Source organism: Bacillus cereus group sp. MG20 (genome assembly GCF_040459885.1).
Lineage (GTDB): Bacteria > Bacillota > Bacilli > Bacillales > Bacillaceae_G > Bacillus_A > Bacillus_A cereus.
Genome location: NZ_JARVHF010000001.1, coordinates 3,936,669 through 3,961,468, shown reverse-complemented (window position 1 = coordinate 3,961,468; position 24,800 = coordinate 3,936,669). Strand labels below are relative to the sequence as shown.

Here is a 24,800-nt window from a genome sequence, read left to right as displayed (position 1 = left end):
CAGGAGGTGACAGAATGAAGAAAAAATCTTCTAAACAAAAAAGAAAATTTCCCCCTTTATATCTGCCCATGTACGGAATTAACAACTGGTGTAGTATTCGAGCTGCAGCGATAGAAGAACTGGAAGAACAAGAGTCATCAAAAAAAAGCAAAGTAAAACCAACATATGTCTCTTTAGAAAATGCTGTGATGAGCCGCATAATCGATCGTAAAAAAATAAAGATGCAACAAAAAAATAAACAGCTCTCAAATCAAGATGAACAGGTACTACATTCTAACCAAACAGAAGAAAAGGCGGAAGAAAATATTTCTGTAGCAATAAATAAAAAAGTGGAACCAGAAATTCCAGCTGCTATTATAAACAAAGTAAAAAAAATAAAAGAAGCATTAGCTTCATCGAATGATATACAAACTGAAAAACCACTCATAATTGAGACACCTACACCTGAAAATACAAAAGTTAAAAGGGGCGGCCGATATGCATATGCGGAGGGGCTTCACTCTCATGCGGAAGGCATGGCAGCACATGCGGAAGGCTTATTAACGCACGCAAAAGGTTCTTTCTCTCATGCAGAAGGATCAAACTCAAAAGCAACTGGACATAGTTCGCATAGTGAGGGAAGTGAAACGACAGCAGGCGGTGCTTATTCTCATGCAGAGGGTAAACAGACGACTGCTTTAGGCGAAGCAGCACACGCAGAAGGAACCGCAACTATCGCTAACGGCTCCTCTTCTCATGCGGAAGGTCATCATACATCAACAGCTCATTTTGCAGGTAGCCATATTATGGGGCGCTTCGGCACTGCAGAAGAAGCTTATTCTTGGTTTATTGCAAATGGTGTAAACGACACCGACCATAATATCGGTGCTAAATGGCTTGCACATAATGGAGAAATGTACATTGAGGGCGCGTCTTACAATGCAAGCGGAACGGATTTTGCACAAATGTTTGAAACAGAAGGTCATAAACCTATTGATGTCGGTTATTTCGTTACATTTAGTAGCGAAGAAAAAATTCGGATAGCTACTTCACACGATTCGTTCATTTTAGGAATATCTAGTGCAACCCCTGCACTTATAGGAAATAGCGGGGCTTTAAGTTGGCAAAAACGCTATAAAACAGATAACTTTGGGAAACGCCAATATGTATGGACGGAAACAGAAGAAATACAACCTCTTTTAAATACAGAATGGGATCCAGCTTGTAAATATGTAGCAAGAAAAGATCGCGCCGAGTGGCTTCCTGTCGGATTAATTGGGCAAATGTTAGTACGTGATGACGGCACTTGCGAAACGCATGGATATTGTCGTCCAAATGACAATGGCATTGCTACAAAAGCCGAAAGTGGATTTTTCGTTATAAAGCGTACGGGTGAAAACCAAATTTTAATATTATTCCGCTAAGAAAAAAGGGAACAAAATTCTTTATAATATAAGAATTTTGTTCCCTTTTTAAGCATTCCTAAGTAGCTCTTGCATATCGCTTGGAATTTTTATAGTGAAAGACATTTGTTTCTCTAAAATAGGATGATAAAACGTCAAAGATTTACTATGAAGTGCTTGCCGTTTCATTTCATCCCTTCTTCCTCCATATAAGTTATCACCAAGTAATGGATGTCCTATATGAGCCATATGCACACGAATTTGATGCGTTCTTCCTGTCTCAAGCTCCAGCGCTACATGTGTCTTATCATATGTACTATCAATTACTTTAAAATGAGTAACTGCCCTTTGTCCATCCTCACAAACCGTTCGCTCAATAATGCTATCAGATTTCCGACCAATTGGTGCATCAATCATTCCTTCTCGTTCTACCATCTCACCGTGAACAATTGCTTCATACGTTCGTTTCACAGATTTTTGTTGATGCTGCTTAGATAAAAGATGATGCACAAAACGATTTTTTGCAATAAGCATAAGCCCTGAAGTATCACGATCTAACCGTGTTACAATGTGCACTGTACTTGCAAGATGCTGCTTATCATAATGAGATAAAATCGCATTGGCAACACTCCCTGTCGGATGTTCTCTAGACGGAATCGTTGACATGTTCGCCTCTTTATCAATGATAAGAACCGCATCATCTTCATATACAATGCATAAAGGGATATCTTCTGCCATCATCCCTTCACTTCTTTCCTCGACTGGAAAAAAGACACTTAATTCTTCACCAGCGCGCAACTGATGACGAACACTCGCATGTTGACTATTTACTTCAATTGCCCCGCCGTGAAACTTTATATCCGTTAAAGCGGCTTTAGAAATACCTTTCGTTTTCAAAAATTCCCTAACTAAAGTTCCCTCTTCAGCCAGCCCTATATCCCATTTCAATGTAAATCTGTTCAAATATATAACCCTTTCTATTTATCTGCAACAAACGAGTCACGAACTCGTTTCCAGAACGGGAACGGGCGGAAACGAACAAATCGTACTTTCTCGTTTGCGACGCGATACTGGATTGATTTCACATCTTGATGGACCATTGTTAAATGATCCACTGTAATTTGTAAGTTCATTCCTGCAGCCGGCTTTAACACACATGTATGATGCTTCGGCAATACGAGTGGCGATCCTACAGTACGAAACACACGATTGTTAATGGACGCCATTTCTGCAATTTGAATCGCTTCAATAGATGGGTGAATAATTGCTCCGCCAAGCGCTTTATTATACGCAGTACTTCCTGAAGGAGTAGAAATACAAAGGCCGTCCCCGCGGAATGTTTCAAAATATTCTCCGCGTATTTCTACTTCTGTTACTAATGTACCTTCTGCACTTTTTACAGTCGCCTCATTCATCGCTAAATACTGTGACTCTTTACTTCCATTCACATAGCGAATAATAACTTCTAAAAGCGGATATTCCACCACTTGGAATGGTGTTTTTGCAATCGCAATTACTAATTTCTCTACTTCTGTCGGTAACCAATCTGCATAGAAACCTAAATGTCCTGTATGTACACCAACAAATGCTGTTTCATCCAATCGATTATAATAACGATGAAACGCATACAAAAGCGTTCCATCTCCCCCAACAGAAATTACAATATCGGGTTCCTTTTCATCCATTATAAATCCAAAATCTAGCAAGTACTCTTTCATCGTGCTTGCCAGTGTATCTGATGATTGATCTCCCTTTGACATAATTGTAAATTTCATCGCCCAACACCCTTTAGTTTATGATTCGGAATCTTTCGTTTCTTGCTTTCTTGAAAAAGCCTTTTGCGCTTCTTGAATTTCAAGACGAATAGAAGACATTTCTTCATCTAATAAAAACGCCGCTTCAGCTGCACGTTGCAAGCGTATTTTAATATCTTCAGGAAAACGTCCACTATATTTATAATTTAAAGAATGCTCAATTGTTGCCCAAAAGTTCATTGCTAGCGTGCGTATTTGGATTTCTACCAATACTTTTTGTTCACCCTGAATCGTTTGAACAGGATAACTAATGACAACATGATAAGAACGATAACCGCTATCTTTCTTTTGCGTGACATAATCACGTTCTTCCACGATTTCAAAGTCATTTCGTTTTCGAAGATATTCTACAACAGGCTTAATCTCATCAACAAATTGACACATCATTCTAAGCCCAGCAATATCCTGCATATCTTCTCTCAATCGGTCTAGCGGTACATTTCTCTTCTCCGCTTTATCAATAATACTTGCAACCGACTTTACCCTTCCTGTTACAAACTCAATTGGAGAATGCTCTGTTAACATTGCAAATTGAGTACGCATTCCTTTTAGTTTCACTTTCAGCTCTGCCACCGCTTGGTGGTAAGGTGCTAAAAATTCTTCCCAATTTCGATTCATTTCAACCACCACCAAAATCAATCCATTTGCTTATAGAAATACTTTTTCTACAGCAGTTACTAATTCTTCTCCGTAATTTGCATTACCTTCAATATTTTCAACTAAATATTCTACTTCTTCTTTTAATCCTTCTAATTCCATTTCAATGTCATTCACGCTAACGAACATAACCACATCGTTATTCATCGCTTCATGCATTGCTTCCCAGCATGTGTGCGGAATACTTACATAAATGAAAGATGATTCATTTTCTAAGATATATAAAAATGATAAATTGTCTGAGTCTACAAGTACGTGATTACGTGCACTTAACTCCTTTACCTCTATTTCACTATTTTCCGCACAAAAAATAAGAGCATTCTCTCTCTTTTCTACGCTCTTAACTTGGATTTTATTTTGCATGCTCTAACTCCTCCATCTCAACTTCCTGTCTTACTTAACAGTATTATTGTATCATAACATGGACGCAAACAAATAAAACATTGAACCAAATTTATGAAAAAGCGATAATGTGTAAAGAATTATTTTTCAAAAGGAGATTATACAATGACACAAGAAATTGAAATTGAATTCAAAAATATCGTTACAAAAGAAGAATTCGATACATTATGTAAATCGTTTTCTATTGAAGCATTTACAAAACAAGTGAATCACTACTTTGAAACACCTGACTTCTCATTAAAAGAAGCTGGCTCTGCACTTCGTATTCGTCATAAAGGAGAAACTTATACGTTAACGTTGAAACAACCTGCAGAAATCGGTTTATTAGAAACGCATCAAGTCGTAACAGAAGACGAAGCAAAAATGATGATGGAATCAAACACAATCATTCAAGGAGCAATAGTAGATCAATTACACAAATTACAAATTCCTGTTTCTGCTTTAACATATATGGGTAGTTTAACAACAGAAAGAGCAGAAACATTATTTAAAGGCGGAACGCTTGTCTTTGATCATAGTTTCTATTACAATCACGATGATTATGAAATTGAATTTGAAGTACAAGATGAAGAAACAGGAAAAGCTGCATTTATTCATTTATTAACGCAACATAACATACCTGTTCGCCATACAAATAACAAAGTAAAACGCTTTTTCCTTGCCAAACAAAACAAAGCACGCTAAAGTGAAAATTCCACTAGTGAATATGTTTCACTAGTGGATACATCTCACTAAAAAAGTTTACACCCGTAGAATAAGCAAAGAATCTTTGAGAAGGCTGTTTATTTGCCCTCTCGAACATTCCATTGCTACAATAGATATACATTTCATGGAAAAAGGAGTTTATAAAGGATGAGCAAGCAACCGATGACACCATTTGAAGCAATTGGCGGTGAACAATGCATTGCAATATTAGTAGATACATTTTATTCCTATGTCAGTAAACACCCTGACTTATCTCCCATCTTCCCGGAAGATTTAACAGAAACCGCTAGGAAGCAGAAGCAATTTTTAACACAATATTTAGGTGGTCCTAATTTGTACACTGAAGAACATGGTCATCCTATGTTAAGAGCACGCCATCTTCCGTTTGAGATTACTCCAAAACGAGCAGAGGCTTGGCTATCATGCATGGAGCAAGCAATGGATGATACTGGAGTGCATGGTCATATAAGAGAGTTTGTCTTTGAACGTTTAGCATTAACCGCTCAGCATATGGTTAATACTCCAAACGAAACAGGTGAAGTGTAATGGATAAGCAGGAAGCAAAGCATATAAATATGCCATCTCCTTCCGCATGTGAGCATAAGTCTGTAGAAGCATATTTATTTATTGATCCACTTTGTAAAGATTGCTGGGAAATTGAGCCTTTTATTATTAAACTATGGCTTGAATACGGGAAATACTTCTCTATTCGTCATATCGTAACAGGAAAAGTGGATGGAACGAACGCTTCCTCACACAAATGGAATAAACCTGCTAATATTCGATTTGTGTGGGAAAAGACAACAAGTTTACAAGGTTTTTCATGCGATGGAAAGGTACATATGCAAGAAGCATCGTCAACACCATATTTAGTTTCGATGGCAATTAAGGCAGCGGAGTTGCAAGGCCGAAAAGCAGGTTCGAAGTTTTTGCGAAAACTCCAAGAATACATTTTCCTTGAAAATGTATCAAGCCCTGACTGCGAACTATTACTTGCATGTGCGAAAGATAGCAATATTGATGTAGAAGAATTTAAAAAAGATCTACATTCTGCTAGTGCAAAAAAAGCTTTCCAATGTGACTTGAAATTCACGAATGAAATGCATATTACAGAAATACCCTCCCTCGTCTTTTTTCATGCGAACTCAGATGAAGAAGGTATTAAAATCGCTGGAAATTATTCCTACGATGTATACGTACAATTATTGAAAGAACTTGTAAAATGTGAAATTGAGCCAGAACCATTACCACCTTTAGAAGTGCTACTAGAAGCAACACAATTTATATCTTCAAAAGAAGTAGCATTTATTTATGACTGTTCGCAACAAGAAATTGAGCGCGAACTTAAAAAATTACAACTGAAACGAAAAGTACAAATGATAGAAGTAAAATGCCAACGTTATTGGAAATGGATAGCAAAAGAAAAAGACCTGGTGTAAACACCAGGTCTTTTTCTTTACGGCTTATAAAAATATTAAAGGGGATGGGAGAAATTTTCACGTTCAAACAAAGGGGTATATGTTTGTATGTGAATTCGTTCACGCTTATTATATTACAAGATTCGACGTCAGATGACAACCCCTTTTGTCGAATTTCACACTTTTGTCACATTCTAAACGTTTTCATTTTTGAATAAGCTATAAAAAAGGTCATTTAGGGGGTTTATTTATGAAAAAATCTTATATTGCTCTTCTCTTTCTAGCTGTCATCGTTTCTTTTTTCTTGTACATCCTCTCTCTACTACAAGCTTTCCCTAAAATTATTGCCTTACCTCTTTTATTCGTAATCATTGTTATCACTCTCTCTTATTTCAATCATAAAAAACGATTCAAAGGGTTTTAATTTCAAAAATCAGCCGTAAAACTATCCTTTCAGTTAGAAAAAACAAAGAAATCCATCTTGTTTTTTCGACATATATCGACATTTAATCTATTCAAAAAAAGACGAGGATACAATCCCTCGTCTTTTTTCATTACTTTTCTTCAAATAATAATGCTTCTAATTCATTTAATTTCTCTTCAAATACTTGTAGTGCCTCTTTTACTGGTTCAGGAGATGCCATATCTACTCCCGCTTTTTTCAGCACTTCAATTGGATAATCAGAGCTTCCTGCTTTTAAGAACTCGTTAATATAACGTTCTACTGCTGGTTGTCCTTCTTCTAAAATCTGTTTAGATAGAGCAGTCGCTGCACTAAATCCTGTTGCGTATTGATATACGTAATAGTTGTAGTAGAAGTGTGGAATACGAGACCATTCTAAACCAATCTCTTCGTCGATTACTAAAGCGTCACCGAAATATTTCTTATTTAAATCATAGTAGATTTCCGTTAGCATATCTGGCGTAACAGCATGTCCTTCTTGTACTTTCTTATGAATAATATGTTCAAACTCTGCAAACATCGTTTGACGGAATACAGTACCACGGAACCCTTCTAAATAATGATTTAATAAATATAGACGCTCTTTCTTATCTTCTGTCGTTTTTAATAAATAATCATTTAGAAGCGCTTCATTACAAGTAGATGCCACTTCTGCTACGAAGATGGAATAATCACCATATACGTGCGGTTGTGTTTTTCTTGTATAGTAACTATGCACCGAATGACCAAACTCATGAGCAAGTGTAAATAAGTTATTTACATTATCATGCCAGTTCATTAAAATATACGGATTTGTTCCATATGCACCAGATGAGTATGCCCCGCTTCGTTTTCCTTTATTCTCATACACATCTACCCAGCGATTTTCATATGCCTCTTTCAAAATATCAACATATTCATCACCAAGTACGTTTAAAGATTTTAATAAAAGGTCTTGCGCTTCTTCGTATTTCACATTCATTTTCACTTCTGGTACAAGTGGTGTATATAAATCATACATATGAAGCTCATCAAGTCCTAGTGCACGCTTACGAATATCGATGTAACGGTGTAATAAATGTAAGTTATCATTTACCGTTTCAACGAGTTGATCGTATACTGCTTCCGGAATATTATTATTGCTCAGTGCAGCTTGGCGAGCAGAATCATATTTACGAACACGCGCATTGAAATTATTACGTTTTACTGCTCCACTTAACGTACTTGCGAATGTATTTTTAAATTTCCCATACGTTTCATATACAGCTTTAAATGCATCTTCGCGAACACGAGGATCATCACTTTCTAAAAACTGAATGTAACGACCATGTGTAATTTCTATTTCTTCTCCGTCTTCACCTTTAATAGATGGGAATTTTAAATCCGCGTTATTCAACATACCGAATGTATTGCTTGATGAACTCATTACTTCAGATGCTTCCGCTAATAAAGCCTCCTCAGCTTCTGATAATACGTGCGGGCGTTGACGTGTAATTTCTTCTAATGCATGTTCATATACACTTAAATCTCTATTTTCCTTCAAGAATGTTTGCAGTGTATCTTCTGAAATCGATAAAATTTCAGGCACAATATACGCTGTGCTACTAGATACTTGTGAATATAAATTTGTTGCGCGATCATTTAATGCTTGATATACAGAGTTTGTTGTATCTTGATCGTAACGCATATGAGCATATGTATATAGCTTACCTAATCGCATTGAAATTTCATCTTCATATTGCAATGCCTCAAGTAAATTGTCCGCAGAGTCACCAAGTTTCCCTTTAAATTCAGTTAACTTCGGTAATAGCTCTTTAATAGCCTGGAATTCTTTTTCCCATTCTGCATCCGTTTGGAAAATATCTTCTAATCGCCACGTACTTGCTTCTTCAATCTCGTTGCGATCTGGTAATGCTTTCGCTTTGTTTTGTTCAGACATTCTTTAAGCCCTCCTTTAAATATCTCTACTTAAGTACAATTCGTTTTTTCTTATGTAATTCCTTCACAATCATTCTTTATTATATCCCCTTTTCCTCCTCTCATGTTAAAATTTGCCTCAAATAAAGATAGCGCATGTATTAAGCAAATCTCATCATGTTTCATAATTTCCTCCTCTGTTTTTAACATCACGGCATCCCTTATTTTTCGGTACGTATAACTTCCCACTTTATGCAATACACCTATATAGCATAAAAATGTCATATATTCAGTAACCGCCACTTTCCATGTGTGCTGTGAAAAGTACGGAAGTATCCGCCTTTTCGTATACCTTTTTACATAACTACACACATATTGAAGAGAAATACACTCTCCTACTGCAAGCCCCCCTATACACTTCATATATAGAAAAGCTTGCCATATAAATGGGTTTGTTTGAAAAGCAAATCCAGAAGGGAGTGGAACACCAATTTCAGAAGGAAAGCTCGCTGGGGTACATTTAAATTGATATAAGAGGCGTAATAATGACTTATAGTTATAATTCCAAATAGGCAGAGCGTTTTGCCGAAAATAATCCTTTCGCTTCTTCCATTCTCGTTCTAATATTTCCTTTTTGAAAGGAACAGGAGAAAAAAGCATTTCAAAAGTAGTCGTTTCAATTGGTAAATATATAATATGTGAGAAAGAGACGCTTGTAGAAAATGAAGTGATAAATGTACATTTCATAAATGATTTTTCTTTCGAACAGAAGAAAATAAGAAATGGTTGAGGATAAGATTGTAAGGAGAAAGCCATAAGTGAGGAGAATTTCATCCAATATGCCGATTGCTTTTTCAATTGATTTCCACCAACGATCCAAATGACCTGTATACCAGCTCGCCAATATGAATAGGTTCTTTTGTACAGCTGCTCTATAGCAAGGTTTGCACATTGGTATTCAATTGCAATTTTTCTGCCCGCCCTCTCTACAAAAACATCTGGTCGTTGCTTAATTTCTGGAAGGTAGTACTCTATATCTACCTGAAAGTTTTGACGTTTGAACCATCTATATAACAATTCTTTACCGTGCATATGATACGTTGATTCCGCTTCATAAAAGGCAAGACATGAATCCACTTTTTTATGAGCAAAATGCCAACTTTTTTGTTTCCCTAATTTCATTTGCACTTCCTTTCCACAAGCTACACAAAAGAATTGTTCCTGTTGGCGCATACGGCGCAAAAGCTCTTCATTACAATTATAGAGTAAATGAATTTTTTCTCCGTTTTCTCTTTTAGCGATAAATATCGGAATCACACCCTTTCAGCTCCTTATATTCTACAATTTATTACAAATTCCTTTTAAAAAAGAGATGTCCCAATTTCGGACATCTCTTTTTATAATAATGGCGATAATAACCGGTACGTTGATTCAACAATTCGTCTATGCAGACGCCTTTTATGAAAACGATCGACGTGAATTTCACTGGATTCTTCTAAATCGTCTTTAAAGTCTTGAACAAGTCTTTTAATGCTATCTGTATCATATAAAAAGGCATTTACTTCAAAATTCAAATGAAAACTTCTCATATCCATATTAGCTGTCCCAATTGAAGCTAAATCAGAATCAACGATGACAATTTTACTATGAAGAAAACCTTTTTCGTATTCATATATCTTTACTCCTGCGTCTAAAAGCTCTGGGAAGTACGATCTCGATGCGTAAAAGACAGTACGCTTATCAGGTTTACTCGGCATTAATAAACGAACATCAATACCAGCAAGTGCAGCAACCTTTAATGCGGATAAAATATCATCATCCGGAATAAAATACGGCGTTGCAATCCAAATAGATTTCCGAGCAGAAGCGATCATTGCGAAATATAAATGCTTAATCGTTTCCCACTTATTATCGGGGCCACCTGCAACTAGCTGTACTCCTCCCCAATGATCACCCTCAACTGCTTTTGCTTGTAAATATTCCGGAGCTAGCACAGCCTCTCCAGTCATATAAAACCAATCTTGAAGGAAAATAAGCTGTAAACTTTGAACCGCTTCACCACGTAAATACAAATGCGTGTCTCGCCAAAAGCCAAAATATTTACTTTTTCCTAAATACTCATCACCGATATTTAATCCGCCTACAAACCCTTCGTTCCCATCAATCACAACAATTTTCCTATGATTTCGATAATTAATCTTATCGTTTAAAATCGGAAAGCGCACAGGAAAGAACGGAATCATTTCTACACCTGCATCGTTTAATTCTTCAATATACGATTTCGATAACTTAAAACTTCCAACCGCATCATATAAAAAGCGAACAACAACGCCCTCTTTTGATTTTTGTATTAAAATATCTTTAATTTCTGTTCCTAATTTATCATCACGCACAATGTAATATTCCATATGAATGTGATGTTTCGCTCGTTTTAACCCATTTAAAATGGCCTGAAACGTTTCATCTCCATTTGTTAATGTCCTCGTTTCAGTTTGAAATGAAATATTTAAAGCACCTAATCGATCCGCTAAACGAAATAACAGTTCTTGATGCTTATGATTGCGTAAAATTCGTTCTTCGTAATCTTCATGCCCTTTATATTGTAAAAACGCCTGTTCATCAAGTAACGCCTTCTTTTGAAACATTCTTTTTCTCCGAAAATTTTGTCCAAATAATAAATAAGCAAAGAAGCCAAATACCGGAAAAATCCCTAACACAATTAACCATGTAAGTGTTTTAGATGGATGGCGATTTTCTAAGAAAATAACGCAACCAATTAAAAACGCAGATACTGTAAATAAAATACTAATAATACCTAAAATCGAAACATCTTTTATCCCAATCACATCTGAATAAAATGCTACATCAATAAACATACGTAACGAAACAAATAATGCGAACAATAGCAGGATAAAGAAAATCAGCTTTAACGTATTTTTCATCTCTTACCTCCTAACTAAGAAAGCTTTCCTATTCTTCATATAAAAAGCCGATTTCATACTACAGAAATCGGCCTACGTTTTAGCAGGAAAATTATTGCGAATCGTTTCAAGCGCATGCTCTTTCACAATTTGTTTTCCATACTCACTTACACGATGAATTGTTAAAGTTGATTCTTCCCCATATTCTAAAACAATACTTAAAATACGATCGATTTCTTCTTCATCATGTAGCACTTCATCGAATTCCACATATACATAATAGCGGTCCTCAAATGAATATAGCTCATCTTTTATATCTTCAAAGATAAGACGATGACTTAATGAAATGACATCTTCAAAATCATTAAATTTAATTAAAAAGCCAAACGTACCATCTTCATTAAAGTTTGTTCCTGTTTGTTCTTCTACCTCTTCGACTAACTCTTGTTGGAATAATGATTCAATGCCTTCATCTAGAGGAATATCTATAATTTTGTCTACCCCTATCGGTAGTTCCAGCTTTTGCCCATCCTTTGAAAGCTCTGCTTTCGTGACAAGTACTTCAATCCCTTTATCGACTGCTTGCACTTGGATCCATAACGGTCCATCAATAAAGAAATCGTCATGATCACGAGCTTCGTCCATCATCTCCCAAAAGAGCTCTTCACTTCGTTCGCGATCATACCAAATTTCTTCACGATTAAATCCTCTATCCTCTATATCAATGTACGTAATAAAAAATTTCATCGTATGATCATTAATTCTTTCAATATCCAAAATACAACTCTCCCTTCCTGCTTAGAATTGTTATGAAGGGATTCCCCACTCATATGACAAATCAATAGATTCTTGTACTCTCATTTTATGATAAGATTCTCCAGAATGGAAATAAAATCGATTTATTTTACAAAAATAGTTATATGCCTATCTTTACTCGATCAACTACATAAATATATTATTATAGCGATTTCTTACTTACAAAAAATTTGGACATACATTTCCACATTCCCCCGTACACTGTAATAAGGTGAAACTTCTATTGAAAGAGATTATTTAACAACAACTTTCTGCATCACATACATACAGTTCGCTTATTAAAACATCATAAATGGAGGCAGACGAATGGACTTAGAGTTTTTAACATCCGTACTAATGATTGTCGGTATCGATGTCGTATTAGGTGGTGACAATGCAATCGTCATCGCACTAGCTAGCCGAAATTTACCTGAATCGAAACGAAATAAAGCTATTTTGATCGGTACTCTTTTAGCAATCGTACTAAGAATTGTCCTTACTATACTAGCTGTCTATTTACTCGACATTCCATTTCTACAATTGATTGGCGGGGTTTTACTTACATTAATTGCAGTCAATTTATTAACTGATGATAGCAACGATCTTTCTGCCATTCAAGGAAAAACAACTTTATTTCAAGCTGTGCGAACAATTGTTTTCGCGGATCTCGTTATGGGGTTTGATAATGTTATTGCCATTGCAGGTGCAGCTCACGGGAGATTTTTACTCGTCATAATCGGCTTACTCATTTCTATCCCTATTATTATTTGGGGCAGTAAACTTATTTTAATACTTATGGAACGATTTCCATTCCTCATTTATTGCGGTGCAGCAATTCTTGCCTATACTGCAGGGAAAATGGTTACACATGAAGACAGACTTGCAACCTTTTTTCATAACAACCCAAGTTTCACTGCAAGCATTCCTTATTTGTTCATTTTCACTATTTTATGCATCGGCTTTATCGTAAAACAAGTTCGATTACGCAATGTGAAACATTAAAAAAAACCTTCTACTATATAATAGGTAGAAGGTTTTCATATTATTATAATTAATTTACAAGACGTTGTGCTTCACGTAATTGGAACGTTCTTACTGTACGTGGTAAGAAACGGCGAATTTCGTCTTCGTTGTAACCAACTTGAAGGCGTTTCTCGTCAATCATAATTGGACGACGTAAAATCCCCGGATAGTCACGAATCATCTTATATAAATCTTGAAGTGGTAAGGATTCTAAGTTTACATTCAATTCTTGGAAAACTTTCGAACGAGTAGAAATAATCTCATCCGTTCCGCTTTCTGTCATACGTAAAATCTCTTTAATTTCCTCAATCGTTAATGGATCTGAGAAAATATTACGTTCTGTATAGGGAATATGATTTTCCTCTAGCCATAATTTCGCCTTTCTACAAGACGTACAGCTTGGAGAACTATATAATGTTACCATACAAAGCTCACTCTCCTTAAAGAGTACAAATTCTGTACTAAATACAGTTTTAATTTCTAACTTCAGCAATTTTTCGCGATAACTTGTCTTATTGAAAAGTACAAAAATCGCATTTCATGTAAGCAACAACTTATAATAAACAACAATTACTTTTAATAAGTAACTTCTATAATCATTATACAATAGATTTTGCAAGAAATATACAGTAAATTTCCTGCTAGTTGAGAAAACTCTTCCGTGTATTCCACTGCTATGTAACATGATTACGCTCAATTTAGCTGTACTTGAACAATAACTTTCAACCCTTTTAATACTCACTTCCTCTAGATTTTTCATATAATATATAGTTATTTATCTATAATCTTCTCTATGAAAAAGAGAACGTTTTCTTACTTTTTCCTGATAAATCAATTAAGAAATGTAAGACTATACAAATGAGAACAGAAAGGAACGTTTGTTCTTATTTTAACAAACATTCTCCCTCCTGTCTACACGATTTCTAAAGTAAATATTTTTCTGACATTTCTTTCTTTTTTATTTTTTATCTCATACAATAAACATACAGACAGGCAAAGGGGGAGTTTGCAAATGATTGCTTTTTTTATTGATTTTATTACGGTTGCCGCCCTCATCATCGGAATAACAGCATTGATTGGTGTCATTACAAATAGCATCGGTGAAAAGCTCTTTGGTGGAAAAGAAAAAATGAAGTTTGTTAACAAAAGTTTGGATGTACAATCCGGCTGGAACCAAGTTGGTGGAAAAGGCATTTATAAGAAACGAACGTATTAAAAAAAAGCAGGTGGTTAGCCTGCTTTTTTATTTTCCTACGGATGCCCACTTAAAGCTTAATTCACCGCCATATTTGTGGATATACACATCTTTAATCGTTTCTCTTTCTAATATAGATCTGCCGCGTTGGAATACTGGCGCAATTGCTGCATCCTCAAATAAAATTTTCTCTGCTTTTAACAGTTCATTCCAACGTCCTTTTACATCTGAGCCTTCTTGCTTTGCCTTTTTAATAATGTCATCATACTGAGCATTAGAATAAGCCATTTTATTTTGCGAACCATCTGTTATAAACATATCAAGGAATGTGATTGCATCAGGAAAATCAGGTCCCCATCCAGTAAATGAAATATCAAACTGTCCACTATCTTCAAGTTTTAATTTTTGCGCAAATGGTTGCATCTTAATTGTTACTGTTAGACCTGGTAAGTTCTTTTCTAATTCTCCCTTTACATACTCACCAATTTTCTTAGATTCTTCATTATCAAAGTTTAAAAATTCTAGTTCTATTTTATCCTTACCTAATTCTTTCTTGCCTGCTTCCCAGAATTTTTTAGCTTCCTTCACATCGACTTTCGAAAGCTTTCCATTTTCTTTTCTGAAATCTTGCTTATCTGGTCCCTTAACAAAATCAGATGGTACTAAACCATAAGCTCCCTTAGAACCGTTGTTTAAAATAACCTCTCCAATACCATCTCGATCGTATGCACTAGAAATAGCCTTACGAATATTTTTGTTAGCTAATGATGGATTTTTTTGGTTAAAACGCAAGAAGAATACAGTTGGATCATTAATTGTTTTAAAGTCTTTTTGTCCTTTATATTTATCAACTAACTCCGCTGATAAACCAACTCTGTCAATCGCATTCGTATTATACAAATTAACAGCTGCTCCTGTATCTTTTACAACATTAAAGTTAACTTCTTCTAACTTCACTTCTTTTTGATCCCAATAATTTGGATTTTTCTTTAATTTGAAACTTTGTTCATGTTTCCATTCATTTAATACAAATGGACCGTTATACAGAGTTGTATTTGCTTCCAAACCAAATTTTTCTCCCTGTTCTTTCATATATTTCTCATTTAATGGGAAAAATAGTGGATACACAGTTAAATCGAGAAAGTATGGAACTGGATTATCCAATTCAACTTCTAATGTATAATCATCTATTGCTTTAACACCTAATTGATCCGGTGATAGCTCTCTTTTATTAATTTTTTCTGCATTTTTTACATCTAACATAATATATCCTGATTTTGCTGCCGTATCAGGATTAACAGCTCTTTGCCATGCATAGACAAAATCTTTTGCTGTTACAGGGTCACCATTCGACCATTTAGCGTCTTCCCGCAATTTAAACGTATATTTTTTACCATCTTCTGATTTTGTATGAGATTTTGCCACACCTGGAACTAACTTATCGCCTTTTCCAAGTCGATACAGCCCTTCCATTGTATTATTCATAACTTTTGAAGAAGCAGCATCCGAGGCAAGTGTTGTATCCATTGTCGGAATTTCAGACACTTCTGTTAGATTAATAACTTGCTTCGCACCGCTTTTCCCGCTATCCCCTTTTGCGTTTGCTTGCGGTTCATCTTTTTGATAGCTACATGCCCCTAACATCATGCTCATCGCTACTGTTGATGCTACAAAAACTGGTATCTTTTTTTTCATACTTCCACCCTCCAAAAAAATGTTAACCCTTTCATTTTCAAACAGAAAGAAATATATATATGTTCTAATAATTCATATTATACACACAAATATATTTTTTGTATATTTATATTTCTATTTCATTAAAATTTTCTGTAAAAAATATATCTTTGTAAACGTTTTATATTGCTGATTATCTTTACTAAAGTACCAAAAATAATTATTTTTATATTTTTCTAAATTATCAGAGAAAAATAAATTTTATATTTTATAATACTTTATGTATAATTATCCCAACCTTTTTAACATAAAATAGCAGTCCCTTCATATTAAAAATATGTAGGCTAAAATGAGTGCAAAGGATAAGAAAGTATGTTACGATACATTTTGCTAAAAATAGATATCGGTAAAGAGGGGACGGACATGACAGCAATTCAGGAAAAAAATGGGCCGACAGAGAAATTAAGTTTATTCTTATTAACATGGCCTATTTTTCTAGAAGTTTTTCTTTTTATGTTGATGGGGATCGCTGATACTTTCATGTTAAGTGCATTATCAGACGATGCTGTATCTGGGGTTGGTGCCGCGAATCAATATCTCCATATTGCGATTTTGGTATTAGAAGTCATCGGGAACGGCGCTGCTATCGTTGTATCTCAATACCTCGGTTCCAGACGCTTTATGGAAGCATCTAAAATATCAGCATTAGCCGTCACATTAAATTTAATAGTTGGGCTCGTTATAAGCGCTGGTTTTCTTTTATTTTCGAAACATATGATGCTCGCAATGAACTTACAAGGCGATGTACTAACGTATGCGCAAAACTACTTATCTATCGTCGGAGGAGCTATCTTCCTGCAAGCTATCATTAACTCATTAGCCGCAATTATCCGTGTACACGGTTTTACAAAGCAAGCGATGTTTATTTCACTCGGAATGAATATTATTCATATCGCTGGAAACTACGTACTCATTTTCGGGAAATTTGGTTTCCCTGAGCTCGGTGTACAAGGGGCTGCAATTTCTTCCGCTATCAGTCGATTGATCGCACTTATTGTTTTCTTCTGGTTACTATACCGCGTTATGGAATATCGCGTGAAATTACAATATTACTTCACTTTATCCAAAGAATACATTGGGAAAATTTTAAAAATCGGTATTCCATCTGCATTTGAACAAGTGATGTATCAAGCTTGTCAAATCGTCTTCCTTTATTACGCAACGTACTTAGGAACGGAATCATTAGCTGCTAGACAATACGCTACTAACATTTCCATGTTCACTTATTTATTTGCAATTGCGATTGGTATGGGAACAGCCATTATTATCGGCCGCCTTGTTGGTGGTGGCGAAAAGGATGAAGCATACGAACGCTTATGGAAAAGTGTAAAATGGGCGATTGGTGTAACTCTATGTATGGTCGCTCTCGTTATTACATTCCGTACACAATTAATGGGACTGTTTACAGATAATCCGCACATTATCGGGTTAGGCGCAAGTGTTCTTTTACTAAGTGTACTACTTGAAACGGGACGTACGATGAATATCGTCATCATTAATTCGCTTCGTGCAGCTGGTGATGCAAAATATCCTGTTTTAATCGGTGCATTCTCTATGGTGTTAATGAGTTTACCACTAGGTTACTTTTTCGCCTTTCATTTAGATATGGGGCTCGTTGGTATTTGGCTAGCGATCGCCATCGACGAATGGACGCGTGCCATTATTATGTTCTTCCGCTGGAAAAGCAGGGCGTGGGAACGTTACGCACTTGTGAAACCAGAAGAGCAAGACGAGATTGGTTCTGTTCAGGCACAGTAGTACTTGTTTGATCATGATGTATTTATTAATAAATGCAATTTATATCGACTTACCGACAACTCATTTATATAGTATAGAAAAAAGCCATCCTTCCTTAATGGAAGAATGGCTTTTTTTATTATTGATAAATCTCTTTATATTTCTTATACTCTGCTTCAGAACATAGTACGAAATGTCCTGGGCGAATTTCACGCATTGTTGGCACTTCGCTACCGTAATCATGCTGCGATGGATCGTATACGATACGTTTACGATTGCGCTCATAATCTGGATCTGGTAGCGGAATTGCTGATAATAGTGATTTCGTATATGGATGAACTGGATTCGCATATAACTCTTCACTTGTTGTTAGCTCAACGATTTGACCACGGTACATTACACCGATGCGGTCACTAATGTATTTTACCATTGATAAATCATGGGCAATGAATAAGTATGTTAGACCTTTTTCTTTTTGTAGCTTTTTCAGTAAGTTTACAACTTGCGCCTGAATCGATACGTCAAGTGCTGAGATCGGCTCATCCGCAATGATAAATTCTGGTTCTACAGCAAGCGCTCGAGCGATACCGATACGCTGACGTTGTCCGCCTGAGAATTCGTGCGGGAAACGGTTCGCGTGCTCTTTATTTAAACCAACTGTGTTTAATAGTTCATGAACACGGTCCATGCGCTCTTTTTTACTTTTCGCTAATCCGTGAATATCAATACCTTCTGCGATAATATCCCCTACTGTCATACGAGGATTTAATGATGCGTATGGATCTTGGAAAATCATTTGCATTTTACGGTTGAATTTCTTCAATTCTGCGCGTGATTTCTTACCATGTACATTTTCACCATCGAACAATACTTCACCAGCAGTTGCATCATATAAACGAATAATCGTTCTTCCAGTAGTTGATTTACCACAACCTGATTCTCCTACAAGACCAAATGTTTCTCCGCGGTAAATATCAAATGAAATATCATTAACCGCTTTGACAACACCACCACTCACGTCGAAGTGCTGCTTTACATTTTTTACTTCAATTAATTTCTCACGTTGTTTAGTCATGTTGTTCACCTGCTTTCATTTGAAGAATACGTTTTTCAACGACTGCCGGCGGTTTTACTTCTGGAGCTTGCTCGTGAAGTAACCAAGTTGCCGCATAGTGTGTATCACTTACTTTAAATAAAGGTGGGTCCATTTCAAAATCAATTTTTAGTGCCTGTGGATTACGTGGTGCAAAAGCATCACCCTTTGGCGGCTTCAATAAATCCGGAGGCGTTCCAGGAATTGCGTATAACTCTTCCTCTGAGCCATCTAAACTTGGCATAGATGCGATTAAGCCCCAAGTATATGGATGTTTCGGATTATAGAAAATTTCATCTACAGTTCCAATTTCAACAACTTTACCAGCGTACATAACTGCCACTCGGTCAGCAACGTTTGCTACTACACCTAAGTCATGTGTAATGAAAATAATTGCCGCTTCTGTTTTTTGCTGAATGTCTTTCATAAGTTCTAAAATTTGTGCCTGAATCGTAACGTCTAGCGCTGTTGTCGGCTCATCGGCAATTAATAATTTCGGGTTACAAGCTAACGCCATTGCAATAACTACACGCTGTCTCATACCACCTGAGAATTGGTGAGGATATTGTTTTAAACGAGCTTCTGGATTTGGAATACCTACAAGGTCGATTAATTCTAAAGCAACTTTACGTGCGTCTGCTTTACTCATCCCTTGGTGTTTAATAAGGCCTTCCATAATTTGATTTCCAATTGTCATCGTTGGGTTTAATGATGTCATTGGATCCTGGAAAATCATCGCGATATCTTTACCACGTACTTGCTGCATTTCTTTTTCTGTTAATTTCGTTAAGTCACGACCTTCAAATACGATCTCACCATTTTTAATGCGTCCAGGAGGATTCGGAATTAATCCCATTAACGCTTTAGAAGTAACTGATTTCCCTGAACCAGATTCTCCTACAATCGCCAATGTCTCTCCTTTTTTCAAATCAAAAGTAACGCCGCGTACAGCTTGTACTTCACCTGCATGTGTATCAAAGGAGACTTGTAAATCTTTTACCTCTAACAATGTTTTCATCTTTGCCTCTCCCCTCTTTTACTTACGCATTTTTGGATCTAACGCATCGCGTAATCCGTCTGCCATTAAGTTAAACGCTAAAATTAATATACTGATGACAACCGCAGGGATGAACATCATATGCGGATACGTTTGAATAGATTTATAACCGTCATTTACAAGAGAACCAAGTGACGCGAATGGTGGCTGAATACCTAAACCGATGAAGCTTAAGAACGCCTCACCAAACACCGCCGTTGGAATTGTAAACATTGTCATTACGATAATTGGTCCCATTACGTTCGGGATTAAGTGTTTTACAATTAATTGTGTATTTGTTGCACCTAATGTACGAGATGCTAACACATATTCTTGGTTTTTTAATTTCAGGATTTGTCCACGAACGATACGCGACATCCCTATCCAACCTGTAATTGCCATTGCGAGTGTAATTGACCATATACCAGATCCCATAATGATTACCATTAAGATAACGATGATTAAGTATGGAATACCGTTAATAATCTCCATAATACGTTGCATAATATTATCTACTCTGCCGCCATAAAACGCTGAAATACCTCCGTATGCAACCCCAATTACTAAGTCAATTGCTGCTGCTAAAAGAGCGATATATAATGATACTCGTGTACCTTCCCATGTTCTTGTCCATAAATCACGACCAAGATCATCTGTACCAAACCAGAAATACTCTTTAATATCACGTTTTTCATATTGGTCAACACCATATTGATCTGTACCGTCAAATGGTAACCAATGAACATTTTCAATAACAGGAATTTTCGGTGGCATTTTCGCACGACCTAAATCTTGCTCTTTATACGAGTGTTTACTTACCATCGGTCCAAAAATTGCTAGTAATATAATAAGGCTTAATAATACGAAACCAAACATCGCGCCTTTATGTTGGAACAAACGTCTTCTTACATCTTGCCAAAACGTTAAGCTTGGACGGGCAATGACTTCATTATCCACATTATTTTGATTGGCTTGTTGAAATAAATCTGGAGATAATTTTTGTACATCTTTCATCACTTTTTCCCTCCCGCTAAACGAATTCGAGGATCAATAATTCCGTATAAAATATCGACAATGAAAATAACTAAAATGAAGATTGCACTATAGAAAATTGTAGTTCCCATAATAACTGTATAGTCATTCACTGTAATAGATTTAACGAACTGTTCCCCTAGTCCTGGTACAGCATAAATTTGCTCAATAACTAATGTACCTGTGATTAAACCTGCAACCATTGGTCCTAAAATTGTTACTACTGGAATTAACGCGTTACGAAGTGCGTGTTTGATAATGATAACGCCTTGGCTAATCCCTTTCGCTTTTGCTGTTAAAATGTAATCGGCTTGCATAACTTCAATTAACTCGGCACGAGCGAAACGTGCGATTGTTGCAATAACTGCCATCGATAAAGCAATTGTAGGCATTACTGTAAACTCTGGTCCTTTCCAGAACGCTACTGGGAACCAACCAAGTTTTACCCCTACGAAATATTGTAGTAAAGCGGCGAATACGAATGATGGTACCGACATCCCGAGTACGGAAATAATTGTCGCTCCATAATCGACCCATGTATTGTTACGAAGTGCCGCAACGATTCCTAAAATTAAACCGATAAATGTTCCTAATATAATCGCTTGTAAACCAAGCTGTGCTGATGGTCCAATGCGATCCACAATCATATCTGTTACTGGACGGTTATCATATTGGAATGATACCCCTAAATCACCTTTTGCTAAGTTACCTAAGTAACGTGCATATTGAACTGGTACTGGATCATTTAAACCATATTTTTCAAGAATGATTTCTTTTTGTGCCGGTGATAGCTTCTCCTGATTTTTAAGCGGAGAACCCGGAAGTAATTTCATCAAAAAGAAAGTCAGCGTAGTAATTAAAAATAATGTCAAAGCCATGTACACGAAACGTTTTAATACATAACGTCCCATAGTCAAGCACCTCCCCGTTTTTCTCAAAAGCAATAAGATAGTTTAAAATATTCTTACTTTTATTTTTTTAAAATAAGAGCATATGCCCATCATAGGCATATACCCTTATTCATGATGGAAACCATTTTTAATTTTTGAGTTCAACCCACTTATAGCTAAATTCTCCGCCATATTTATGTTCTAATAGGCCAGTAATTGAGCCACGTTGTAAATATGCTTTTCCAGGTTGATATACTGGAGCAATCGCAGCATCTTCAAGCAGTTGTTTTTCCGCTTTTAATAGTGCATCCCAGCGAGCTTGTACATCAACTTCTGTTTTTGCTTTTTTAATTAAATCATCATACGCTGAATTTGCGTAATTTACTTTGTTTTGCGCATTACCTGTTGTATACATTTCAAGGAATGACATTGGATCCATATAATCTGGACTCCATCCTGCATACGACATCGCATAATCTCCACTTGCTTCAAGTTTTAATTTTTGTGCAAATGGCTGCATTTTTGTCGGAACTGTTAGACCTGGTAAGTTCTTTTCAAATTGGCCTTTTAAATACTCTCCGATTTTTTTAGCATCATCAGTATCAAAGTTTAATAGCTCTAACTCTACTTTCTCTACACCAAGTTCTTTTTTACCAGCTTCCCAATATTTTTGAGCTTCTTTAATATCCTCTTTTATAAGCTTTCCGTTCTCTTCACGGAAGTCTTTTCCATTCGGACCTTTTGCTAAGCCTTTCGGAACAAAACCATATATCCCCTCTGAACCATCGTTTAAGATAACTTTTCCGATATTTTCACGTTCAAAGGACATTGCAATTGCTTTTCGGATATTTTTATTTGCTAAAAATTTATTCTTTTCATTTAAGCGAATAAATTGTGTAGATGGCCTCTTAATCGTTTTGAAATCAGCATCTGATTTGTATTTATCTACAAACTCTGATGTTAACACTACACGATCAATTGCTTTCGTTTCATATAAATTTATAGCAGTTGAACGATCCTTAACAATATTGAAGTTTATTTCTTCAAGTTTTACTTCTTTATTTTCCCAATACGTTGGATTTTTCTTAAGTTGGAAGCTTTGTTCATGCTTCCATTCATTTAATACGAATGGACCATTATAAAGTGTCGTATTGGATTCTAATCCAAATTTTGCTCCTTGTTCTGTTACAAACTTCTCATTCAAAGGATACAATGTTGGATAGACTGTTAAACTTACAAAATAAGGAACAGGGTTATCTAATTCCACTTCAAGTGTATGATCATCAATTGCCTTTACACCAAGTTCTTCAATTGGTAATTCTTTTTTGTTAACTTTCTCCGCATTTTTAACATCAAATAGTATGTAAGCAAACTTGGCACCCGTATTTGAATCTACAGCTCTTCTCCAAGAATAAACGAAGTCTTTCGCTGTTACAGGTTCACCATTAGACCATTTCGCATCTTCACGTAATTTAAATACATACTTTTTGCCATCCTCTGATTTCTCATAAGATTTTGCGACACCTGGAACAAGTTTATCATCTTTCCCCAGACGATATAATCCCTCCATTGTATTATTCATGATGTTAGAAGATGTTGCATCTGTTGATAACGTCGTATCCATAGTTGGAATTTCAGCTATTTCGGTTAAATTTAACACTTGTTTGTTTGAGGATTTTTCTTTTGCGCCTGCTTTATTGTCCTCTTTTTGGTAACTACAAGCCCCTAGCATACTGACTGTCAACGTCGATGCAACTAATAACGGTATCTTTTTCTTCATGTTGTGTTGCCTCCCCTACTTGCACTTCCTGTACCCTCACTTGTTAAAAAGTAGAATTGAAAGAATAATCTCCAAGTTTCTACAATTTTCATTATACATATAATATAACAATTGTGAATATAGTTTTTTGTTTTTTTGTTAAAATTTTTAATAAAATGTTTATATTTTTATTTTTTCGTAAAGGGATACGTTAACATTGCTACCATCATCTTGAAATCAGACCTTTAATTGCGTATAATTTTCAAAAAATTAATTCTAGTACATATTATAGCTTTTATAGTATAATAATTCTAGTAATATTTTGACGGAGGGGAACATTTTGAATAAAGTTTTTTTTCATACTTGTATACTAATTTTCATAGCGATAATCGCTTCTAGTATTGGCGCATTCCTCATTTCATCGCAATTTTTGTTGAATTTTGTCAACATCTCGTTTTATATTGCACTGTTTTTTATTCTTATCGGCGGTTTTTTATACATATTTCAAAATGGTTTTTTCAATGTAACCATTTACGCATTCCAAAGAGTATTTGGTACGAATAAAAAGATTGACTCTTTAATTGAAGAAGTCGAGGAACCTACAGATAAGAAAGAACGTATTTATAAAACATATTCATTCAAATGGACATATCCAATTTGTATTACAGGTATCGTTCTTGGGTTGTTCTCGACCCTTATTAGCTTTACTATTTTGATGTAGTTTGCAAACACTATCCCATATGATATAATAATCAGCAAAACATTTTGTTATAAAACTTTAGTTCTTTCATATTAAAAGAGCTCAAGTAACAATAAATAAATTTATATGTATGCGATGATAAAGAAGA

Annotated in this window: 24 protein-coding genes and 1 other annotated feature (1 of these 25 only partly in view); of the genes, 9 read left to right on the top strand and 15 right to left on the bottom strand. The window is 35.7% G+C overall.

Annotated features, from left to right (window positions below; all coding sequences use genetic code 11):
- Positions 1-14: 14 nt before the first annotated feature.
- Positions 15-1,403 (top strand): peptidase G2 autoproteolytic cleavage domain-containing protein, encoded by a 1,389-nt coding sequence (locus QCI81_RS20300; RefSeq protein WP_071731615.1) that lies wholly within the window; start codon positions 15-17, stop codon positions 1,401-1,403.
- Positions 1,404-1,451: 48 nt separating this feature from the next.
- Here the strand turns inward: QCI81_RS20300 and QCI81_RS20295 are convergent, their stop codons facing one another.
- The 4 genes from QCI81_RS20295 to QCI81_RS20280 are packed head-to-tail and all read right to left on the bottom strand — an operon-like array spanning position 1,452 to position 4,216.
- The gene (locus tag QCI81_RS20295; protein ID WP_071731614.1) at positions 1,452-2,345 is read right to left on the bottom strand and encodes an RluA family pseudouridine synthase; all 894 of its coding nucleotides are present in this window, start codon (positions 2,343-2,345) and stop codon (positions 1,452-1,454) included.
- A 14-nt stretch (positions 2,346-2,359) separates the two neighbouring features.
- Positions 2,360-3,157, bottom strand: a complete 798-nt coding sequence (locus QCI81_RS20290; protein WP_000673190.1) for an NAD kinase — start codon at positions 3,155-3,157, stop codon at positions 2,360-2,362.
- A gap of 18 nt (positions 3,158-3,175) precedes the next feature.
- Positions 3,176-3,814, bottom strand: a complete 639-nt coding sequence (gene yjbM, locus QCI81_RS20285; RefSeq protein WP_001081482.1) for a GTP diphosphokinase — start codon at positions 3,812-3,814, stop codon at positions 3,176-3,178.
- 30 nt (positions 3,815-3,844) lie between these two features.
- Positions 3,845-4,216, bottom strand: a complete 372-nt coding sequence (locus QCI81_RS20280; protein WP_001180005.1) for a UPF0738 family protein — start codon at positions 4,214-4,216, stop codon at positions 3,845-3,847.
- A 144-nt stretch (positions 4,217-4,360) separates the two neighbouring features.
- On the opposite strand from QCI81_RS20280, the gene QCI81_RS20275 reads away from it, so the two are divergent.
- From QCI81_RS20275 to QCI81_RS20260, 4 genes are all read left to right on the top strand, one after another.
- The gene (locus QCI81_RS20275; RefSeq protein WP_353810879.1) at positions 4,361-4,939 is read left to right on the top strand and encodes a CYTH domain-containing protein; all 579 of its coding nucleotides are present in this window, start codon (positions 4,361-4,363) and stop codon (positions 4,937-4,939) included.
- Between the two features lie 168 nt (positions 4,940-5,107).
- A complete protein-coding gene (locus QCI81_RS20270; protein WP_000043386.1) occupies positions 5,108-5,506 on the top strand; it encodes a globin domain-containing protein in 399 nt (132 codons plus the stop codon).
- Positions 5,506-6,399: a ClpXP adapter SpxH family protein gene (locus QCI81_RS20265; protein ID WP_000360658.1), complete on the top strand. Its 894-nt coding sequence runs from the start codon at positions 5,506-5,508 to the stop codon at positions 6,397-6,399. The genes QCI81_RS20270 and QCI81_RS20265 overlap by 1 nt, the downstream gene beginning before the upstream one ends.
- 229 nt (positions 6,400-6,628) lie before the next feature.
- Entirely contained in the window at positions 6,629-6,802 is a 174-nt protein-coding gene (locus QCI81_RS20260) for a hypothetical protein (RefSeq protein WP_081366397.1), read from the top strand.
- Between the two features lie 130 nt (positions 6,803-6,932).
- Here QCI81_RS20260 and pepF read toward each other — a convergent pair whose 3' ends face one another.
- The 4 genes from pepF to mecA all read right to left on the bottom strand — a co-directional run bounded on the left by pepF (position 6,933) and on the right by mecA (position 12,435).
- Positions 6,933-8,759: an oligoendopeptidase F gene (gene pepF, locus QCI81_RS20255; protein WP_063546798.1), complete on the bottom strand. Its 1,827-nt coding sequence runs from the start codon at positions 8,757-8,759 to the stop codon at positions 6,933-6,935.
- A 50-nt stretch (positions 8,760-8,809) separates the two neighbouring features.
- The gene (locus tag QCI81_RS20250) at positions 8,810-10,054 is read right to left on the bottom strand and encodes a competence protein CoiA (RefSeq protein WP_063546796.1); all 1,245 of its coding nucleotides are present in this window, start codon (positions 10,052-10,054) and stop codon (positions 8,810-8,812) included.
- A gap of 80 nt (positions 10,055-10,134) precedes the next feature.
- Positions 10,135-11,679: a cardiolipin synthase gene (locus QCI81_RS20245; RefSeq protein ID WP_000799191.1), complete on the bottom strand. Its 1,545-nt coding sequence runs from the start codon at positions 11,677-11,679 to the stop codon at positions 10,135-10,137.
- Positions 11,680-11,751: 72 nt separating this feature from the next.
- The gene (gene mecA / locus QCI81_RS20240) at positions 11,752-12,435 is read right to left on the bottom strand and encodes an adaptor protein MecA (RefSeq protein ID WP_000350715.1); all 684 of its coding nucleotides are present in this window, start codon (positions 12,433-12,435) and stop codon (positions 11,752-11,754) included.
- 345 nt (positions 12,436-12,780) lie between these two features.
- Here mecA and QCI81_RS20235 point away from each other — a divergent pair, with 345 nt between their 5' ends.
- Positions 12,781-13,455 (top strand): TerC family protein, encoded by a 675-nt coding sequence (locus QCI81_RS20235; RefSeq protein ID WP_000362612.1) that lies wholly within the window; start codon positions 12,781-12,783, stop codon positions 13,453-13,455.
- Between the two features lie 49 nt (positions 13,456-13,504).
- On the opposite strand, the gene spx is transcribed toward QCI81_RS20235, so the two are convergent.
- The gene (spx, locus tag QCI81_RS20230) at positions 13,505-13,900 is read right to left on the bottom strand and encodes a transcriptional regulator Spx (RefSeq protein WP_000258267.1); all 396 of its coding nucleotides are present in this window, start codon (positions 13,898-13,900) and stop codon (positions 13,505-13,507) included.
- A 588-nt stretch (positions 13,901-14,488) separates the two neighbouring features.
- Here spx and QCI81_RS20225 point away from each other — a divergent pair.
- The gene (locus tag QCI81_RS20225) at positions 14,489-14,692 is read left to right on the top strand and encodes a hypothetical protein (protein ID WP_000559971.1); all 204 of its coding nucleotides are present in this window, start codon (positions 14,489-14,491) and stop codon (positions 14,690-14,692) included.
- A 27-nt stretch (positions 14,693-14,719) separates the two neighbouring features.
- Here QCI81_RS20225 and QCI81_RS20220 read toward each other — a convergent pair whose 3' ends face one another.
- Positions 14,720-16,366: a peptide ABC transporter substrate-binding protein gene (locus QCI81_RS20220; protein ID WP_071731611.1), complete on the bottom strand. Its 1,647-nt coding sequence runs from the start codon at positions 16,364-16,366 to the stop codon at positions 14,720-14,722.
- Positions 16,367-16,717: 351 nt separating this feature from the next.
- Here QCI81_RS20220 and QCI81_RS20215 point away from each other — a divergent pair, with 351 nt between their 5' ends.
- Entirely contained in the window at positions 16,718-18,163 is a 1,446-nt protein-coding gene (locus QCI81_RS20215; protein WP_003291568.1) for an MATE family efflux transporter, read from the top strand.
- Positions 18,164-18,281: 118 nt separating this feature from the next.
- Here the strand turns inward: QCI81_RS20215 and QCI81_RS20210 are convergent, their stop codons facing one another.
- The 5 genes from QCI81_RS20210 to QCI81_RS20190 all read right to left on the bottom strand — a co-directional run bounded on the left by QCI81_RS20210 (position 18,282) and on the right by QCI81_RS20190 (position 23,973).
- The gene (locus QCI81_RS20210; RefSeq protein WP_016082471.1) at positions 18,282-19,217 is read right to left on the bottom strand and encodes an ABC transporter ATP-binding protein; all 936 of its coding nucleotides are present in this window, start codon (positions 19,215-19,217) and stop codon (positions 18,282-18,284) included.
- Entirely contained in the window at positions 19,210-20,253 is a 1,044-nt protein-coding gene (locus QCI81_RS20205; RefSeq protein WP_000854346.1) for an ABC transporter ATP-binding protein, read from the bottom strand. Before QCI81_RS20205 ends, QCI81_RS20210 begins: the two co-directional genes overlap by 8 nt.
- An 18-nt stretch (positions 20,254-20,271) precedes the next feature.
- The gene (opp3C, locus tag QCI81_RS20200; protein ID WP_000974098.1) at positions 20,272-21,288 is read right to left on the bottom strand and encodes an oligopeptide ABC transporter permease; all 1,017 of its coding nucleotides are present in this window, start codon (positions 21,286-21,288) and stop codon (positions 20,272-20,274) included.
- The gene (gene opp3b / locus QCI81_RS20195; protein WP_000534165.1) at positions 21,285-22,214 is read right to left on the bottom strand and encodes an oligopeptide ABC transporter permease; all 930 of its coding nucleotides are present in this window, start codon (positions 22,212-22,214) and stop codon (positions 21,285-21,287) included. The genes opp3C and opp3b overlap by 4 nt, the downstream gene beginning before the upstream one ends.
- A gap of 127 nt (positions 22,215-22,341) precedes the next feature.
- The gene (locus QCI81_RS20190; protein ID WP_071731609.1) at positions 22,342-23,973 is read right to left on the bottom strand and encodes a peptide ABC transporter substrate-binding protein; all 1,632 of its coding nucleotides are present in this window, start codon (positions 23,971-23,973) and stop codon (positions 22,342-22,344) included.
- A gap of 319 nt (positions 23,974-24,292) precedes the next feature.
- Between QCI81_RS20190 and QCI81_RS20185 the strand changes: the two genes are divergently transcribed.
- Positions 24,293-24,673, top strand: coding sequence for a DUF3899 domain-containing protein (locus QCI81_RS20185; protein WP_071731608.1), 381 nt, complete (start codon positions 24,293-24,295; stop codon positions 24,671-24,673).
- A gap of 105 nt (positions 24,674-24,778) precedes the next feature.
- Positions 24,779-24,800 (top strand) — a binding site (T-box leader); it runs 195 nt beyond the window's last position.

Excerpts from the sequence above, each read along its gene's own strand:
- QCI81_RS20270 (WP_000043386.1), top strand. The coding sequence starts at position 5,108 with ATGAGCAAGCAACCGATGACACCATTTGAAGCAATTGGCGGTGAACAA.
- QCI81_RS20210 (WP_016082471.1), bottom strand. The coding sequence starts at position 19,217 with ATGACTAAACAACGTGAGAAATTAATTGAAGTAAAAAATGTAAAGCAG.
- opp3b (WP_000534165.1), bottom strand. The coding sequence starts at position 22,214 with ATGGGACGTTATGTATTAAAACGTTTCGTGTACATGGCTTTGACATTA.
- QCI81_RS20290 (WP_000673190.1), bottom strand. The coding sequence starts at position 3,157 with ATGAAATTTACAATTATGTCAAAGGGAGATCAATCATCAGATACACTG.
- yjbM (WP_001081482.1), bottom strand. The coding sequence starts at position 3,814 with ATGAATCGAAATTGGGAAGAATTTTTAGCACCTTACCACCAAGCGGTG.
- QCI81_RS20260 (WP_081366397.1), top strand. The coding sequence starts at position 6,629 with ATGAAAAAATCTTATATTGCTCTTCTCTTTCTAGCTGTCATCGTTTCT.
- spx (WP_000258267.1), bottom strand. The coding sequence starts at position 13,900 with ATGGTAACATTATATAGTTCTCCAAGCTGTACGTCTTGTAGAAAGGCG.
- QCI81_RS20215 (WP_003291568.1), top strand. The coding sequence starts at position 16,718 with ATGTTACGATACATTTTGCTAAAAATAGATATCGGTAAAGAGGGGACG.
- QCI81_RS20190 (WP_071731609.1), bottom strand. The coding sequence starts at position 23,973 with ATGAAGAAAAAGATACCGTTATTAGTTGCATCGACGTTGACAGTCAGT.
- QCI81_RS20275 (WP_353810879.1), top strand. The coding sequence starts at position 4,361 with ATGACACAAGAAATTGAAATTGAATTCAAAAATATCGTTACAAAAGAA.
- QCI81_RS20225 (WP_000559971.1), top strand. The coding sequence starts at position 14,489 with ATGATTGCTTTTTTTATTGATTTTATTACGGTTGCCGCCCTCATCATC.
- QCI81_RS20235 (WP_000362612.1), top strand. The coding sequence starts at position 12,781 with ATGGACTTAGAGTTTTTAACATCCGTACTAATGATTGTCGGTATCGAT.
- QCI81_RS20220 (WP_071731611.1), bottom strand. The coding sequence starts at position 16,366 with ATGAAAAAAAAGATACCAGTTTTTGTAGCATCAACAGTAGCGATGAGC.
- QCI81_RS20205 (WP_000854346.1), bottom strand. The coding sequence starts at position 20,253 with ATGAAAACATTGTTAGAGGTAAAAGATTTACAAGTCTCCTTTGATACA.
- QCI81_RS20280 (WP_001180005.1), bottom strand. The coding sequence starts at position 4,216 with ATGCAAAATAAAATCCAAGTTAAGAGCGTAGAAAAGAGAGAGAATGCT.
- pepF (WP_063546798.1), bottom strand. The coding sequence starts at position 8,759 with ATGTCTGAACAAAACAAAGCGAAAGCATTACCAGATCGCAACGAGATT.
- QCI81_RS20300 (WP_071731615.1), top strand. The coding sequence starts at position 15 with ATGAAGAAAAAATCTTCTAAACAAAAAAGAAAATTTCCCCCTTTATAT.
- QCI81_RS20265 (WP_000360658.1), top strand. The coding sequence starts at position 5,506 with ATGGATAAGCAGGAAGCAAAGCATATAAATATGCCATCTCCTTCCGCA.
- QCI81_RS20245 (WP_000799191.1), bottom strand. The coding sequence starts at position 11,679 with ATGAAAAATACGTTAAAGCTGATTTTCTTTATCCTGCTATTGTTCGCA.